Below are 17,643 nucleotides of genomic sequence, written 5' to 3'. Positions count from 1 at the left end.
GCTGTCAACGAGGTCTTCCCATGATCAACGTGACCAATCGTACCAATATTAACATGCGGTTTTGTTCGTTCAAACTTACTCTTCGCCATCGCTATTAATCTCTTTTTATTCCCTATTCTTGTTAGCACCTAGGGACAGTCCTGCAAAACTCAATCCGACTGGGCTGTAACCAGCTCAATCACCACAACTCTTAGACGGAAAACCCCACCCAATCTATAAATGGAATATCTTCCATCATACCTATTTGCCTAATCACCAACAACTATTTGGAGCGGGTAGCGGGAATCGAACCCGCATATTCAGCTTGGAAGGCTGCTGCTCTACCATTGAGCTATACCCGCATGACTCACATACTAACTCTCCTTCGGTGAATGGTGGAGGGGGTTGGATTCGAACCAACGTAGCATACGCAACGGATTTACAGTCCGCCCCCTTTAACCACTCGGGCACCCCTCCATTACACCGGTAAAGTCGCGCAATGAGACATTACGAAAACCATCTTGAATACCCATTCAATTCAATCTGATTGCGAAGTGGTTATGACGATTACTATTGTATCTGTCAACAGAATAAATACAATTCTGTACAAATTTCCTGCTCATAACTTTAAATCACAGATTTTTTCTCTCTATTTTTCTTATTAACACGCTATAAAGAAGCTATGAAAGAAAAAACATCACAAAATTCTCATTATGCTCGTTTACGTCGCCGATATCGCGATACAAAAGGCTCTCCTTCTCGATCTTTTACACACCTAAAGAAGAAAGCTGCTTCTTTACAGCAAGGGATAATCCATCTTTATGGCATTCATTCTGTTCAGGCAGCTTTAGAAAACCCAAAAAGAATTTTAAAATGTCTTTACGTTACACAAAATGCCTTAAAACGATTAAATATATCCGAATCAGATTATCCTTGCCCTGTTACATTATGCACCCCAAAATATCTTGATTCGCTTGTTGGAAGTGAGGCTGTTCATCAAGGTATTGTTTTGGAAACTCTCCCCCTCAAACCATGCAAACTGTCGGAACTAACCAATACTGATCTGGTCATTGTCATGGATCAAATTACCGATCCGCATAATGTTGGCGCTATTATGCGCTCTGCAGTTGCATTGAAAGCTAAAGCGCTTATTACAACTTGCCGTCACTCTCCCCACGAAAGCGGTGTTCTTGCGAAAGCGGCATCTGGAGCTCTGGAAATGATTCATTATATTACCGTACGAAACCTCGCTGAAGCTCTTCAAGAACTTCATCAAACAGGTTTTACAAGCTTTGGTCTCGATTCAGAAGGGGACAAACCTCTTGAAACAGCATTAACAGGGAATAAAATTGCTCTTGTTTTAGGAGCAGAAGGTAAAGGTTTACGTAAAAAAACACGTGAAACCGTTTGCGCTTTAACACGCCTTGATATGCCTGGAAATATTAAATCATTAAATGTTTCAAATGCAGCAACAATAGCGCTTTATGTGGCACATAAATATCTTAGATTCTAGTTTTTAATTTTTTTGTGAAACATCAAAAAAACCAACCAACAAAAAACCCGCAAGAAATCCGCCAATATGAGCTTCCCATGCTATTGAGATGCCATTTTCTTCAAACAAAATAGAAGAAATACCTATGATAAAATCAGCCATCAGCCATACCCCCATATAAACAAGCACCCCCTTAGAACACAGAGCTTCTTTAATGGACAATAAAGGTCCCAAAAGTTTTTCGTTCTGCGCATTGACAGCTAGATAGCCACTAGAAAAACCGTAACGTGCAATAGCACCCATCATTCCAGATACGGCACCTGACGCCCCAATAAGTGATATGGTACTTTCTTGATGAAATGTAAAATAAGTCAAAACAGAAATAACTGCCATTAACACCCAAAAAATTAAAAAACGTAAAGCACCAAAATGCCTTGCTAAAGGAGAGCCAAAAACCAAAAGCCAAACCATATTAATAGCAACATGTTTAAAACTACTATGCATAAATGAATAACTCACCATGGTATAACAGAGTGCTACAGGATCCCTCTTAAACAATGCTGGTATAAATGAAAAAAATTCAAGACTTTCAACATAAACCTTATGAGAAAAAAAATACTGAGAAATGCAATAAAGACAAAAACAAAATGCTATCAAAACAACTATAATAAATGGAACATTCAACAAGGGTTCTTTAGGTTGTTTCGGTAATCGAGAAACATCATTATGTTGGTGACTAGAAACTTTCATTTTATAAAATCTCGTATTCTTTAGAGAATGGGTTATTCTTTATACAAAATAAATATACCACTCCCAGTGATGCAGAATCTTTTCAACGCCTCTTCGAAGCTCCTTTTTAAATTTTCAATAGCTCTACATGAAAACACGTGTATTTTATACAAAAGATTTTAAAAAGCATGGATATCAAGAATATGATTTACAAACTTAGCGGTATCCTGCTTATTAAAATGTGAAGTTATTATGTAATATACAAGAACTTACGAATAGACAAACTCACTTATGAAGTGGTGTATAATAAAAATATATAAACATTGTTTTTTTACTAGAAACATACTGATCACTGCATTTTTTAACCAAGCTATACTTCGATTGATAAACTTTAAATAATCTTAAATCTCAATTTTTCCATTAATATAGCTTGTATTTCTTCTACTCTTTGAATGAAAAACGACATCTCTATGAGAAAAAACTATCAACACAGCTTTCTCTAGATATATTCATTAGTGTTTCATGATGAACTACTCACTTGATAGTCTGTTTCCCTCATAAATGCAAAAGCGTCAGTTCAACCTCTAACAAATATAATTCAAGAACTGTCTCCTATGAAACGCTGAAAAATATGTTGATTTTAATGACGCATCTTTGAATTTAAACAGTTCATGAAGGAAATTTTTATTCCTTATCTTAGATAATCTTATCTACACATCCGCCACTTGTAATGCGCAAGAGAATAATTTGGATTAATTCAATATAAAAAACTTTAAATGAGGCAATCATAGGAATTTGAACCTCTCATTAAGTTGTAAAATGATAAAGAACCATTATAAATAAATGTATTATACATAGATAACATACTAATCATTGAAGAGGAAGATCTTGAGAATTCTGCTTGCAATCCTTTAACCACACATCATAAATAGGATGCTCAACAGCATTCAAACCAGGACTATCTGCAAACATCCATCCTGTAAAAATACGCCGTACTTTTTTATCTAATGTCACTTCATTGACTTCAACAAAACCAGTTGTACGCGTTGGTTCATCTTTAGAGCTCGTATAACACGCACGTGGCGTTACCTGTAATGCACCGTACTGATAAATTTTACCAAGAGTAACTTCAAAACGTGTGGTCCGCCCCGTGATTTTGTCAAGACCTGCAAAAACAGCAATTCCATTGCTAATACGCTCAGCCCGCACTCCACTATTTAAGGATAAAAATACTAAAACTCCCATTAAAAAAATATATATAAAATGCTTCACCCCTAACAATAAAAAAAATCTCATCATATCAAAATCAATCGCATCTTAAAAAATAATTCTTTTCATAACATAGAGTCAAATAAGACAAAAATATACGCGCACACTAAAATCTTTTATTTTTTAGGTGACCACGCATCATAATCTTCATGCACACAAGAACGCTCTCCATTGGAGGTGATAGCCCCCTTTGGTCGATAGTACTCACTTGTTCCTGTCATATTTGCAACATGAGGCTTTTCCCATTCATAAGGATGATAATCCTCTTGTGTTGGTGGGCACTCACAGCGATGATGAATCCAGCCGTGCCAACCTGGTGGAATAGTAGAGGCCTCAGAATAGTCTTTATAGATAACCCAACGGTGCGGATAACCATCCTTATGAAGTCCCCCTTCATAATATATATTTCCAAATTGATCTTCCCCTATCCGCTTACCTTTGCGCCATGTGAAAAAACGCGTACCAATGGTATTGCCATTCCACCATGTGAAGATTTGCTTAAAAAAACGAGCCATCTGCTATTCCATTCATTTAGTGCGCTCATGAAATTAATCGTTGGAATAAAAATGTTAACGATTGAAATTACCGAAAAAGTTACTAGTAAATTCAGCTACAATTCCAATTGATAGGATAACGTGCTATCCCTTAATTTCAAGAAGATATCATATGTATGGCTTCTTCTCCACCCCATAAAATTTAATCTATGCCAAGTTTCATCTTAACCAATTCATTAACAGCTTGAGGGTTTGCCTTACCAGCTGTTGCTTTCATTACCTGTCCAACAAACCAACCAGCTAAAGCGGGTTTCTGTTTTGCTTGCGCAACTTTATCAGAATTATTAGCAATGATTTCATCAACGGCTCTCTCAATTGCCTTTGTATCTGTCACCTGCTTCATATTTCGCTCTTCTACAATTTGGCGTGCATCTCCCCCCTCATTCCAAATAATCTCAAAAAGATCTTTGGCAATTTTTCCAGAAATAACTCCTTCTTTTATGAGATCAATAATGCTTCCCAATTGATTTGGCGATACCGGTGACTCTTCAATCTCACGATTATCTTTATTTAAAGCCCCTAAAAGGTCATTAATCACCCAATTGGCAACTATTTTTCCATCACGCCCACGCGCTACTTCTTCAAAATAATCAGCAATAGCCTTTTCTGTCACAAGAATGGAAGCATCATACACTGTCAATCCCATTTCCTTAACAAAACGTGCTTTTATAGCGTCAGGCAATTCTGGTAAGTCTGCTGCCAAAGCATCCACAAATGCTTGATCAAATTCTAATGGTAAAAGATCAGGATCAGGAAAATAACGATAGTCATGTGCTTCTTCTTTTGAGCGCATAGAGCGCGTTTCACCTTTAGCCGCATCAAAAAGCCGAGTCTCTTGATCTATGACGCCTCCATCTTCTAAAATTGCGATCTGACGACGCGCTTCATACTCAATTGCTTGACCAATAAAGCGAATAGAATTAACGTTTTTAATTTCACAGCGCGTTCCAAAATTTTCACCAGGACGACGAACAGATACATTCACATCTGCACGCATAGAACCTTCATCCATATTGCCATCGCAAGTGCCCAAATAACGAACAATCGTACGCAATTTTGTCATATAGGCTTTGGCTTCATCTGATGAGCGCATATCAGGTTTGGAAACAATTTCCATAAGAGCAACACCAGAACGATTAAGATCTACAAAAGACATCGTTGGATGTTGATCGTGCATCGATTTTCCAGCATCCTGTTCAAGATGCAACCTCTCAATTCCCACTTCAATATCTTCAAATTGGCCATTCGAATCTGGACCAACTGATATGATAATCTTTCCCTCTCCCACAATGGGATAGCGAAATTGAGAAATCTGATACCCCTGCGGTAAATCTGGATAAAAATAATTTTTGCGATCAAAAACAGATTTTAAATTAATATGCGCCTTTAATCCTAACCCCGTTCGAACCGCTTGACGGACACATTCTTGATTAAGAACAGGCAACATACCTGGCATAGCTGCATCAATGAGTGATACATGATTGTTCGGCTCTGCACCAAATTTGGTTGATGCTCCTGAAAAAAGTTTCGAATTTGATATGATTTGCGCATGAACTTCCATGCCAATGATGACTTCCCAATCACCTGTAACTCCAGAAATAAAACGCTTAGAATCAGGAGTACGCGTATCAATGATGCTCATTGCCAATCCACTACCAATATTTTAAAATATACTCATGGCTTATCTAAAACCATTCTCTCAGTGCAATCCTAGGACATAAATCTTACAAAAACCCCGATAGAATCGGGCTTTTTCTGTTCGCATAAATATTAAGCTTTTTTAGGAGCCTTTTTCTTAGCTGATGTTTTTTCTGTAGACGTTTCTTTCACTGCAGATTTTTTCTTTACCGGCTTTTCTTCAGGGGCATCTGATTCGTCATATTCTTTCATCAACTCTTCAACCGTCACTTCTTTATCTGTGACTTTTATCTGTGCTAATAAATGATCAATGACCTTTTCTTCAAAAATCGGAGCACGTAGATTTTCAACAGCTTCCGGAGTCCTGCGGAAAAAATCCATAATCTCTTTCTCTTGTCCAGGATACTGGCGAACCTGATCAAAAACGGCTGCTTTTAGCTCATCCTCACTAACTTTAACACCAACCTTCATTCCAATTTCAGAAAGCACCAAACCAAGACGAACACGACGTTGCGCAAGGACACGATATTCCTCCCGTGCCTTTTCTTCTGTAATACCTTCATCTTCAAAACTGCGCCCAGCCTTTTTCAAATCATCATTAACCTGAGCCCATATATTGTTAAACTCAATCTCTAAAAGTTCCTCAGGAATCTCAAAATTATAATCAGCATCTAAAGCATCAAGAATTTGACGCTTAACTTTTTGACGTGTCACTGAACCGTATTGGCTTTCAATCTGCCCACGAACGACCTCACGTAAGCGATCTAGAGACTCTAAACCAACTTTTTGTGCTGCTTCATCATCAATTTTTAATTCATCTGGTTTAAAGACAGCTTTGACAGTAATGTCAAACTCTGCTTCCCGTCCGGACAAATGTGCTGCACTGTAATTATCAGGAAACTTAACAAAAATCGTTTTTGCATCCCCAGCTTTCACACCAACCAATTGCTCTTCAAAACCAGGAATAAATTGTTTTGACCCAAGAATCAGTTGTGCATCACTATCTGCCCCACCTTCAAATGGAGCGCCTTCAAGCTTACCTTGATAATCTATGGTAATACGATCACCTTCTTCAGAAGCCCCCTCTTTTAGGGAATAATTACGCGTAGAAGAAAGGACGCGATTGATTTGATCATCAATATCCTGTTCAGGAATAGTTGCAATTTCACGGATAACCTTAATATGTTCAAAATCTTTAATTTCAATTTTTGGTAAAACTTCATACTTTAAACTAAAAGTAAAATCAGCTTTGCCATCTAGAATTTTTTCATCTTCATCTATATCAATTTTCGGCTGCATCGCTGCACGTTCATTGCGATCTGCTAAAATAGACCGAGGCGCATCACTGAGTATCTCATTGAGAATCTCCGCCATAAAGGATTTACCATACATTTTTCGCAAATGCCCACTAGGCACTTTACCGGGACGAAAACCATTAAGCTTGATTTTTCCCTTGGTATCATCCAATCTTTCATTCAGCTTTTCTTCTAAATCTTTCGCTGGAACCACGATCTTAATTTCGCGCTTCAGTCCTTCATTAAGCGTCTCGGTAACCTGCATTAAACACCTTCATTTTCCTAAGGAGAGGGATAACCCCACTCTAATAATCATTACATTCTAACACTTCGAGTGTTACATTTACCATGAAGCGGAATTTCAGACACGTAGAAATCCGTAGCACTTAAGGGATTGCTTTGGTGCGGATGGAGGGACTCGAACCCCCACGGTCTCCCGCCAGAACCTAAATCTGGTGCGTCTACCAATTTCGCCACATCCGCTCAAACTTACAAGCTAATAACCTTATACAAGCGGCGTCTCTATACCATTAATTACGGGAAAAAAGCAAACAAATATATTAAAAAAAACAAAATCTATGCTTTTCATACATAACTGCTTACGCTAAAAGTCAATTATGTTAAAGACATTCGATATCCCAATTCATATCATCGGTGGCGGTCTTGCGGGGTGTGAAGCAAGCTGGCAAATCGCTCAATCAGGAATTCCTGTTGTTTTGCATGAAATGCGACCCGAAAAAAAATCAGATGCCCATAAAACCGATAATTTGGCAGAACTGGTTTGTTCAAATTCATTTCGTTGCGATGATTCATTAACAAATGCCGTAGGGCTTTTACATGCTGAAATGCGATTAGCGAAATCGTTAATTATGAAAGCTGCTGATGCCAACAAAGTTCCCGCAGGTAGTGCCCTTGCTGTTGACCGTGATGGATTTTCAAAAACCGTTACGACAGCAATCGAAAACCATCCTCTTATAACAATCAAACGTGAAGAAGTTCAAGAAATTCCTAAAGCTTGGAAACATGTTGTCATTGCAACGGGTCCCCTTACATCACCTGCACTTGCTCAAGAATTACAAGCAATAACCGGTATAAAAGCTCTTTCTTTTTTTGATGCGATTGCACCTATTATCCATACCGATAGTATTGATATCAACATTTGTTGGTATCAGTCTCGCTATGATAAAATTGGTCCTGAGGGAACAGGAAAAGATTATCTTAATTGTCCCCTCAACAAAGAACAATATAAAACATTCGTTGAAGCATTAAAAAATGCTGAAAAAACAGAGTTTCGTGACTTTGAAAAAACGCCCTATTTTGATGGATGCCTCCCCATTGAAATTATGGCTGAGCGCGGACTTGAAACGTTAAGACACGGTCCTATGAAACCTATGGGCTTAACCAATGCCCATAACCCTACAGTTAAACCCTATGCTGTCGTTCAATTACGCCAAGATAATAAACTTGGAACGCTTTACAATATGGTCGGCTTTCAAACAAAACTGAAATATGGTGAACAAATTCGCATTTTTAGAATGATTCCCGGTCTTGAAAAAGCAGAGTTTGCGCGTCTTGGTGGTCTTCACCGCAATACCTACCTCAACTCGCCAATTATTCTTGATCAAACCCTTCGTTTAAAACAAAAAAAACAACTACGCTTTGCAGGGCAAATTACCGGATGTGAAGGTTATGTAGAATCAGCGGCAATAGGGCTTCTTGCTGGACGTTTTGCTGCTGCCGAATATCATCATATTTCCCCTTGCCTACCCCCACAAACGACAGCATTCGGAGCCCTTTTGAATCATATTACAGGGGGACACATCATAGATGAAAAAGCAGAAACACAGTCCTTTCAGCCAATGAATATCAATTTCGGACTCTTTCCCCCTATTGCTTCTATTAGACATTCAGGAAAACGCTTAGCAAGTAAAGAAAAAAAATTAGTAAAAAAACAAGCCATCACAGCAAGAGCTCTCAATGATTGTACTCAGTGGTTAGCAGATAAAGAATCAAAGAGTTCCTTATAAAAAACACACGATTCGCCTCTCATCTACTGAATAGATCTTTATGACTCTCGTGAAAAAATCATTCTAAAGCCTTTTAAAGACTGCTCCCCCAATCAATAAATACTACTCTACGTTTCACCATTTATTTAATTATGTAGGTGCTTGTAAAATAACTTTTGGCGATAAAAAACCTTTACCGCTATCAACAATTTAATCTGATTTAATGACTAAAAATAAAATAATCATATCAATATATTATGAATAATAAAAAATTAAATAGATGGAAAATACACAAACAATACTGTATTATCTCTATTGAGAGTTTTTATATTACGTAATATACATTATTTTATAAGGGTAATTTTTCTGTTTTTTAACTTCCTTCATCAAAATTTGTGTTATTCTCTCACTTTAACTTTTGTGTGATGAAGAAAAAGCGCTCGCTTGCATATCACAAGTGAAATAGGGATATGGAAAAAATATTTGTAGGATAGAGCTGGATCTATCTCTTCCCTCTCAAATGCCAAGAAAAATCACAATATTGAAAGTGAAATCTAAATATCATAAGATTCTTTCATTTCAGAATCTCTTATAATAAATCAATAAAACTTATCCTCTTGGTGCGTCACAAGCAAGGTTGGCGTATAAGTAAAAGAATAAAACTATTCCTTATGCACTCATCTCAGATGTTAAGGGCTAGTCGCAACATTATAGGAACTGAGAAAAACAGTACGATGGCACCAACATGCACTTTTATTAAGCGTAAATGGCGGTATATAATAACTTTTATAGACTTTACAGAGTTTTTTGCCTCATACTATTTACGGATCTTGTTTTGAAATAAATACCGTAACTCTTCAGCGTAATAAAAGTTAACATTACATTTTATAAGCCACACGGGTACTGCATTAATACAGTGCAATATTTTACTGAAAAGGCTAAAAAATATATTTTAAGCTGACAGTATTTTATACAACACTTAAAATTATTTTCAAAAATACCAGCGATACATAAAAATAAAAAATACCGCAAAAATCTCAACGTGTTATATGAAAAATGGGCATAATACATGTGCTAAAAAAAACCCGCTTATAAATAAATCGGGTTTTTTTATGTAGCTTAAATTATTTTTTATTAACTGCTTCTTTAAGGCTTTTTCCTGCAGAAAATTTGGGTACAGAACGTGCTGGAATATCGATTTCAGCACCAGTTGAAGGATTACGCCCCTTTGTTGCGGCACGATGAGAAACTTCAAAAGAGCCAAAACCTGGAAGACGAACATCTCCCCCTGAAGCCAAAGCTTCTGTTATAGAAGCCATAAAAGCATCAACAACAGCACCAGCTTGCGCTTTCGAAACACCTGCCTTTTCAGCAACGGAGCTAACCAATTCACTTTTATTCATAAAATATTTCCTTTCCCTATATTACCTGACAACATGACTTAATCATGTTATTGGTCAGTTTATTGAAAAGTACAGCAAACAGAAGTCTTATTTTTATCCAAAACATTGTTTTTTTAGCAATAATCACAGTTATTCACGGAATTTTTTACTTTTTCCAACAAAAAACAGAATAATAACCTCAACAACGCCTTCTACCACCTAAAAAATGCCGTTATAAATGAGATAAGTGAATCAGTGTGCAATCTGTATTCCTTCACTATCACTGCTCTCTGACCGGATTGGGACAGCCACCGTAGAAGGTTCTTTCCATTCAATAGTGTCTGGAAAACGAACCAAAGCGTGTTTCAAAACTTCACTTACATGATTTACCGGAATAATTTCCATATTATTTTTGACATCGTCAGGAATATCAACCAAATCTTTTGCGTTTTCTTCAGGAATAAGTACCTTTTTTATCCCTCCTCGAAGAGCTGCTAGAAGTTTTTCTTTTAATCCACCAATTGGTAAAACGCGTCCACGTAAAGTAATTTCACCAGTCATTGCAATATCTTTATGCACAGCTACTCCTGTAAGAACCGAAACAATTGCTGTCACCATTGCAATCCCAGCAGATGGGCCATCTTTTGGCGTTGCACCCTCTGGAACATGAACATGGATATCGCGTTTTTCAAAAAGTGGAGGTTCAATACCAAAATCAACAGCACGAGAACGTACATAAGATGCTGCCGCTGAAATGGACTCTTTCATAATATCACGTAAATTTCCAGTTACAGTCATCTTACCTTTGCCAGGCATCATAACTCCTTCAATGGTCAATAACTCTCCACCGACTTCTGTCCATGCAAGTCCTGTCACAACACCAATTTGATTTTCTCCTTCAATCTGATTGTAATGATAACGTTTAACACCCAAGAAATCATGAATATTACTTTCTGTAACTTTTACAGATTTTTGATGTGTTTTGAGAATTTTTGTAACGGATTTGCGGGAAATTTTCATGAGTTCACGCTCAAGGTTACGAACGCCTGCCTCACGTGTATAAAACTGAATAATTGACCTTAGTGCTCCATCAGAAATACTGAGTTCTTTTTTAGACAAACAGTGATCTTTTAGCGCCTTTGGTAAAAGATGCTGTTTAACAATTTCCATTTTCTCACATTCAGTATAACCAGCAATACGAATAATTTCCATACGATCCATTAACGGACCTGGAATATTAAGCGTATTGGCAGTTGTGATAAACATGACATCAGAAAGATCATATTCAACTTCCAAATAGTGATCAATGAATGTACTGTTTTGTTCAGGATCAAGAACTTCTAATAAAGCGGATGAAGGATCTCCACGAAAATCTTGTCCCATTTTATCAATTTCATCAAGCAAGAAAAGCGGATTAGATTTTTTGGCTTTTTTCATAGACTGGATAATTTTTCCAGGCATAGAACCAATATATGTTCGGCGATGTCCGCGAATTTCTGCTTCATCCCGCACGCCTCCCAATGAGATACGAACATACTCACGCCCCGTCGCCTTTGCAATAGAGCGCGCTAATGATGTTTTCCCTACACCAGGAGGACCTAACAAACAAATAATAGGACCTTTTATCTTTGACGCGCGACTTTGTACGGCCAAATATTCAATAATTCGCTCCTTAACTTTTTCAAGACCGAAATGTTCATTATTCATGACCTTTTCAGCAAAATCTAAATTGTTTTTAATCTTAGATTTTTTACCCCAAGGCATTGCTAATAACCAATCAAGATAGTTACGGACAACTGTCGCTTCTGCAGACATAGGAGACATATTCCGTAATTTTCTCAATTCTGCCCCAGCTTTTTCCTGTGCTTCCTTGGATAGTTTTGTATTCTTGATACGTTCTTCTAATTCAGAGAGTTCATCTCGGCTATCATCACCTGCCCCTAATTCTTTTTGAATAGCCTTCATCTGCTCATTGAGATAATATTCTCGTTGGTTTTTTTCCATTTGCCGTTTAACATGCGAACGAATACGTTTTTCAACCTGCAAAACAGAAATTTCTCCTTCCATGAAGGACAGAACACGTTCAAGACGGGCCCGTACAGGTAAGAGCTCTAGTATTTCCTGTTTTTCTGCAAGTTTTATCATCAAATGAGAAGCAATCGTATCGGCAAGCTTAGAAGGATTATCAATCTGACCAATCGCATTAACAACTTCAGGAGAGATTTTTTTATTAAGCTTTACATAGTTTTCAAAATAAGCAATCACTGACCTTGAAAGAGCTTCAATCTCAACATCACTTTCTCTAGATTCTTCTGTAACAGTCGCATATGCCTGATGATAACCTTCACTTAAAGCAAATTGACTAATTTTTGCACGTGCAGTTCCTTCAACCAAAACCTTTACAGTACCATCAGGAAGCTTTAAAAGTTGAAGAATATTAGCAAATGTACCAATATGATAAATATCCTCTGATTTTGGATCGTCATCAGAAGCATTTTTTTGTGTCACCAATAGTATTTGCTTGTCAACCGCCATCGTTTCTTCAAGAGCACGAATTGATTTTTCGCGGCCCACAAAAAGTGGAACAATCATATGGGGGAAGACAACAATATCACGAAGAGGTAAAACAGCATAAACCCCATCTCTTACTTCATCTGTCTTTTTATCAATATATCGCATAACTCTCCTTTCTGGAGCCTATGAGCTATCTACAACAACCAGCCCACCTTTAAAAAACCTCAGCTCTTCACAATACATGAAGTTGTAATTACTAATACATAAATCAAGCATTATAATGATATTATTATAAACACCCATCAAATACCGTTCATTACCACCTTTCATATTGTGCTTAGCACAATATCATGCTGATACATTTTCTTTATCTTCTGCACGTTCTGAGTAAATATAAAGAGGACGCGCTTTCCCATCAACGACATCACTCGAAATAACCACTTTTTGAACGCCTTCAAGAGCCGGTAGCTCAAACATCGTCTCAAGAAGGATCTTCTCCATAATAGAACGTAAACCACGAGCACCAGTTTTACGTTCAATTGCTTTCTTCGCAATAACACGTAAAGCATCTTCATGAAATGATAACTCGACATTCTCCATTTCAAAAAGACGCTGATATTGCTTTACTAAAGCATTTTTAGGTTGTGATAGAATTTGCATGAGGGCATTAACATCTAAATCCTCTAAGGTAGCGACTATAGGAAGGCGCCCAATAAATTCTGGTATTAAACCAAATTTTATAAGATCTTCCGGCTCTAAATCGCGAAAAATTTCACCGACACAACGCTCATCAGGAGCCTTAACGGTCGCAGAAAAACCAATAGAGGTTTTTTCACCACGCCCTGAAATAATCCGTTCTAAACCTGCAAAAGCCCCTCCACAAATGAATAAGATGTTTGTGGTGTCAACCTGAAGAAACTCTTGTTGCGGATGCTTACGTCCACCTTGAGGAGGAACAGAAGCAATCGTTCCTTCCATAATTTTTAATAACGCTTGCTGAACTCCTTCCCCCGAAACATCTCTTGTAATAGAAGGATTGTCTGCTTTACGAGAAATCTTATCGACCTCATCAATATAAACAATGCCACGTTGTGCACGTTCAACATTATAATCTGCTGCTTGAAGAAGTTTCAAAATAATATTTTCTACATCCTCACCTACATAGCCTGCTTCCGTCAAAGTGGTCGCATCCGCCATCGTAAAAGGCACATCAATAATACGTGCTAATGTTTGTGCAAGATAAGTTTTACCACAGCCCGTTGGACCAACAAGAAGAATATTTGATTTAGCCAACTCAATATCATTGCTTTTAGACTGATGCGCCAACCGTTTATAATGATTATGAACAGCAACAGAAAGAACACGCTTTGCATGCTGCTGACCAATAACATAATCATCAAGAACTGTTATAATTTCCTGTGGCGTAGGAACACCATCACGCACCTTAACCCCAGAAGACTTATTTTCTTCCCGAATAATATCCATGCAAAGCTCTACACATTCATCACAGATAAATACAGTAGGCCCCGCAATGAGCTTACGCACCTCATGCTGACTCTTGCCGCAGAACGAGCAATAGAGAGTATTTTTTGATTCGTTCCCGCTATTGCTAATTTTGCTCATTTTTCTTTCCTTTCACCACGATATATGAATACTTTTCCTTTTCAAAGGAAGCTTTTCATCATGAAAACTAAAAGACATATAGAAAACCATGCATGTCTCAATATTTTTAGGTGTTTCTCTTATTTTGCGATATTTTTTATAAAACTCTGTGATTTAAAGTAGCTGTTTTTTCTATAAAAATTCTTAATCTTTTTCTTCTTTTTCAGTTTCTGCACGATATTGTATAACATCATCAACTAAGCCAAACGCTTTGGCTTCTTCTGCTGTCATAAAATGATCGCGATCGAGAGTTTTCTCAATAATCTCATAATCTTGACCTGTATGTTGAACATAAATTTCATTTAAACGCCGTTTCATCTTTATAATATCTTGCGCATGTCGCTCAATATCTGAAGCTTGACCTTGAAAACCACCGGATGGTTGATGCACCATAATACGTGCGTTTGGCAATGTAAAACGATGACCCTTTGCTCCAGCTGTTAACAATAAAGACCCCATAGATGCCGCCTGCCCCATGCAAAGCGTAGAAACAGGAGGGCGAATAAACTGCATAGTATCATAAATAGCCATACCAGATGTTACGACACCACCTGGAGAATTAATATAAAGACTAATTTCTTTTTTAGGATTTTCCGCTTCCAAGAAAAGCAATTGTGCACAAACAAGCATTGCCATACCATCTTCGACAGGACCATTAATAAAAATAATCCGCTCCTTTAAAAGACGGGAAAAAATATCATAGGCCCGTTCACCACGATTGGTTTGTTCAATAACCATAGGAACAAGGCTTAATGCTGTTTTCATTGGATCACTCATATTTCTACTTTCCGTTCATATAACAACCGCTCTTTACACATTCAATGTTTTTATCCATACGTTAACATTACTCTCTTGTGCAAGCTACAATCAAGAGCTGTTTAAGATAGATTAAAATCCCAATAGTTAAAATAGCAATAATAACTCTACTTAAACAAATGATGAACATCAGGAATGCGAGATACCGCCCAATGGTAAAAACTTCCTTCCCGAGGTCTTTTCGTGGTCTTTGTCTTTCTGTGAATATGAAAGCCTATCAAGCGTGAATCTGTAAGCGGCTTTACGCCAAAAGCTGGTTCAAAAATACGTTCAGCTTTTCGCCCAGTCCAATAATAAAAAGTTTCCTTTTCCTTTGCTTCATGAAAAAAACCATATCGTTTTGCTAATCGCGAAACACCATCATTGCCAAATATCGTAACGCCAAGAGTTCCTGGCAAAATCGGTATTTTTTTCCTCTTTAACCAGAACGGTCTCCAAACACGACGCTTAAACCCAAGCCAATGAGGAATAATTTCTGTGCCTGCCCAATAATCTTCAAATACTTTTATAATAGGATTATTAGGCGGAAAATAAAGTGCAGAAACGCCTACTCTTGTATTATTTTCTCTTGCCAACCAAACCTTATCCGCATCTGGATGAAATTGTTTAACAAGGTAAACATCTGTATCTAACCAAACACCTTGTTGATATTTCATCAGCATAACACGAAAAAAATCCGAAAACTGAACAATTGTACACCCTAGTTTATCATCAGAAAAATCGGGATCAAGGCGATAAATTGCTGAGCGTGGTAAAATTGATTCGGCCTCATGCAACTCAACACCGGCAGGGAGATTATCTATTTTTTTATCATAACTAAAAAGCTTAACGCGCTGTCCAGTTTTAACCATTGAGGACAAACAAAGCCTATCCACCAATCTTAATTGTCCACTATACCAAAAAGTACAAATATCCATAGATAATATATCAAAAATATTCTAAACTTACGCGAAAGAGTTGTTCAACATCACGAACCCTATCAGCAAGAGCAAAAATCACTATTCTATCACCAGACAAAATGCGCGTATCTGCCGAAAGCTGTATTATTGTCTTATTGCGATAAATTGCACCAATTCTCAAACCATCTGATAAATTGAGCTCTGATAATGACTTACCAACCAATGAAGATGTTTGCATCACTTCAGCTTCAATAATTTCTGCTCGGCCATTAAAAACTGAATGAACAGAACGAATACGCCCACGGCGCATTTGTTGCAAAATTCTCGATATTGTAACGCTATGGGGATTAAGATATGCATCCACACCAACGGCACGACTAAATTCTTGGTAGGCAACATTATTAATCAATACCATATTGGCTTTGCAGCCCAATCTTTTAGCAATAATAGCGCTTAAGAGATTAACCTGATCTTGATTGGTCAATGTAATCATTAAATCGGACTGATCAATTCCCGCATCTTGTAGAATCACTGGATCTAACACGTTACCGTATAAAACTGTTGTTTTTTCAAGCTGATCGGCAATTGTGAGAGCTCTTTCTCTATGTGATTCTATAATCTTCAATTTTAATTTATGGAAACGCTTTTCAATAGCCTGTGCAACATAAAGACCAATGTGACCGCCCCCTGCAATAATCATGCGATGGGCATCTTGTTCTTTATGACCAAAAAGCCCAACAGCACGACGCATCTGTTCACGAGAAACAACAAGATAGGTTATATCACCAACGCGTAATTGCGTTTCTGAATGTGCAACCAATAATTCCGCGCCACGTTTAATAGCGGTAACCGTCGTATGAAGATCTGGAAAAAGCTCTGTTAATTGACGCAAAGGTGTATTAATAACTGGACAATCTTCCATGCATTCCAAGGCTAGCGCAACAACATCATCATTACAAAAATAAAGAACATCTATTGCACCAGGTAAAGCAATACGGCGCAAAACCATTTCCCCAACTTCAACTTCTGGCGAAATAACCACATCAATGGGAATATTCTCTCTGGAAAAAAGCGTCTTATAACGTGGTTCTAAATAAGATTGTGAACGAATACGAGCAATTTTTGTGGGCACATTAAATAATGAATGTGCTACTTGGCAAGCTACCATATTGACTTCATCAAACAAAGTGACAGCAATCAACATATCAGCTTTGTCTGCATCTGCAGCCAAAAGAACTTCAGGACGTGAGCCGTGACCAACAAAACCTCTCACATCCAATGTATCGCGAATCTTTTCAATTAATCTCGTTTCAATATCAATAACAGTAACATCGTGATTTTCAGCAGCAAGACGCTCTGCTATCCCATAACCAACCTGTCCTGCTCCGCAAATAATAACACGCATAAT

At 37.5% G+C, this 17,643-nt stretch carries 14 protein-coding genes and 3 tRNA genes; 2 read left to right on the top strand and 15 right to left on the bottom strand.

Annotated elements, in window-relative coordinates; genetic code table 11:
* The 3 genes from ACFINF_RS02165 to ACFINF_RS02155 all read right to left on the bottom strand — a co-directional run.
* Positions 1-89 (bottom strand): GTP-binding protein (locus tag ACFINF_RS02165; RefSeq protein ID WP_236860026.1); only part of this gene is annotated, 89 nt, incomplete at its 3' end.
* 178 nt (positions 90-267) lie between these two features.
* Positions 268-341: transfer RNA gene (locus ACFINF_RS02160), tRNA-Gly, on the bottom strand.
* Positions 342-372: 31 nt separating this feature from the next.
* Positions 373-456, bottom strand: a tRNA-Tyr gene (locus ACFINF_RS02155).
* 205 nt (positions 457-661) lie between these two features.
* Between ACFINF_RS02155 and ACFINF_RS02150 the strand changes: the two genes are divergently transcribed.
* Positions 662-1,492 carry a TrmH family RNA methyltransferase gene (locus ACFINF_RS02150; protein WP_375619465.1) on the top strand — a complete coding sequence of 277 codons (831 nt, stop codon included), beginning with the start codon at positions 662-664 and terminating at the stop codon, positions 1,490-1,492.
* A 3-nt stretch (positions 1,493-1,495) separates the two neighbouring features.
* Here ACFINF_RS02150 and ACFINF_RS02145 read toward each other — a convergent pair whose 3' ends face one another.
* From ACFINF_RS02145 to ACFINF_RS02120, 6 genes are all read right to left on the bottom strand, one after another.
* On the bottom strand, positions 1,496-2,221 hold the full coding sequence (locus tag ACFINF_RS02145) for a rhomboid family intramembrane serine protease (protein WP_375619464.1): 726 nt from the start codon (positions 2,219-2,221) through the stop codon (positions 1,496-1,498).
* Between the two features lie 849 nt (positions 2,222-3,070).
* Complete coding sequence (locus ACFINF_RS02140) at positions 3,071-3,496, bottom strand: DUF2155 domain-containing protein (RefSeq protein ID WP_012755019.1); 426 nt, start codon at positions 3,494-3,496, stop codon at positions 3,071-3,073.
* Between the two features lie 89 nt (positions 3,497-3,585).
* The gene (locus tag ACFINF_RS02135; RefSeq protein WP_273788334.1) at positions 3,586-3,984 is read right to left on the bottom strand and encodes an NADH:ubiquinone oxidoreductase subunit NDUFA12; all 399 of its coding nucleotides are present in this window, start codon (positions 3,982-3,984) and stop codon (positions 3,586-3,588) included.
* A 181-nt stretch (positions 3,985-4,165) separates the two neighbouring features.
* On the bottom strand, positions 4,166-5,665 hold the full coding sequence (gene gatB, locus ACFINF_RS02130; protein ID WP_375619463.1) for an Asp-tRNA(Asn)/Glu-tRNA(Gln) amidotransferase subunit GatB: 1,500 nt from the start codon (positions 5,663-5,665) through the stop codon (positions 4,166-4,168).
* A gap of 128 nt (positions 5,666-5,793) precedes the next feature.
* A complete protein-coding gene (gene tig / locus ACFINF_RS02125; RefSeq protein ID WP_375619462.1) occupies positions 5,794-7,221 on the bottom strand; it encodes a trigger factor in 1,428 nt (475 codons plus the stop codon).
* Positions 7,222-7,356: 135 nt separating this feature from the next.
* Positions 7,357-7,439: transfer RNA gene (locus tag ACFINF_RS02120), tRNA-Leu, on the bottom strand.
* Between the two features lie 134 nt (positions 7,440-7,573).
* Here ACFINF_RS02120 and trmFO point away from each other — a divergent pair.
* Entirely contained in the window at positions 7,574-8,983 is a 1,410-nt protein-coding gene (gene trmFO, locus ACFINF_RS02115; RefSeq protein ID WP_273788337.1) for a methylenetetrahydrofolate--tRNA-(uracil(54)-C(5))-methyltransferase (FADH(2)-oxidizing) TrmFO, read from the top strand.
* Positions 8,984-10,086: 1,103 nt separating this feature from the next.
* Here the strand turns inward: trmFO and ACFINF_RS02110 are convergent.
* The 6 genes from ACFINF_RS02110 to trkA form a co-directional block, all read right to left on the bottom strand.
* Positions 10,087-10,365: an HU family DNA-binding protein gene (locus ACFINF_RS02110; protein WP_120122030.1), complete on the bottom strand. Its 279-nt coding sequence runs from the start codon at positions 10,363-10,365 to the stop codon at positions 10,087-10,089.
* 231 nt (positions 10,366-10,596) lie between these two features.
* On the bottom strand, positions 10,597-13,023 hold the full coding sequence (gene lon / locus ACFINF_RS02105; RefSeq protein ID WP_375619461.1) for an endopeptidase La: 2,427 nt from the start codon (positions 13,021-13,023) through the stop codon (positions 10,597-10,599).
* Between the two features lie 183 nt (positions 13,024-13,206).
* Positions 13,207-14,481, bottom strand: a complete 1,275-nt coding sequence (clpX, locus tag ACFINF_RS02100; RefSeq protein ID WP_012755013.1) for an ATP-dependent Clp protease ATP-binding subunit ClpX — start codon at positions 14,479-14,481, stop codon at positions 13,207-13,209.
* A 183-nt stretch (positions 14,482-14,664) separates the two neighbouring features.
* Complete coding sequence (gene clpP, locus ACFINF_RS02095; RefSeq protein WP_375619460.1) at positions 14,665-15,297, bottom strand: ATP-dependent Clp endopeptidase proteolytic subunit ClpP; 633 nt, start codon at positions 15,295-15,297, stop codon at positions 14,665-14,667.
* A gap of 146 nt (positions 15,298-15,443) precedes the next feature.
* Positions 15,444-16,253, bottom strand: a complete 810-nt coding sequence (locus ACFINF_RS02090; RefSeq protein WP_375619459.1) for a hypothetical protein — start codon at positions 16,251-16,253, stop codon at positions 15,444-15,446.
* A 10-nt stretch (positions 16,254-16,263) separates the two neighbouring features.
* On the bottom strand, positions 16,264-17,640 hold the full coding sequence (trkA, locus tag ACFINF_RS02085; protein ID WP_375619458.1) for a Trk system potassium transporter TrkA: 1,377 nt from the start codon (positions 17,638-17,640) through the stop codon (positions 16,264-16,266).
* Between the last annotated feature and the right edge of the window lie 3 nt (positions 17,641-17,643).

It is taken from the genome of Bartonella sp. TS25HLJMH (assembly GCF_042193505.1).
Classification (GTDB): domain Bacteria; phylum Pseudomonadota; class Alphaproteobacteria; order Rhizobiales; family Rhizobiaceae; genus Bartonella; species Bartonella grahamii.
Note: the sequence above shows the minus strand (reverse complement) of the source record. Positions and strands in the feature narration are given on the sequence as shown.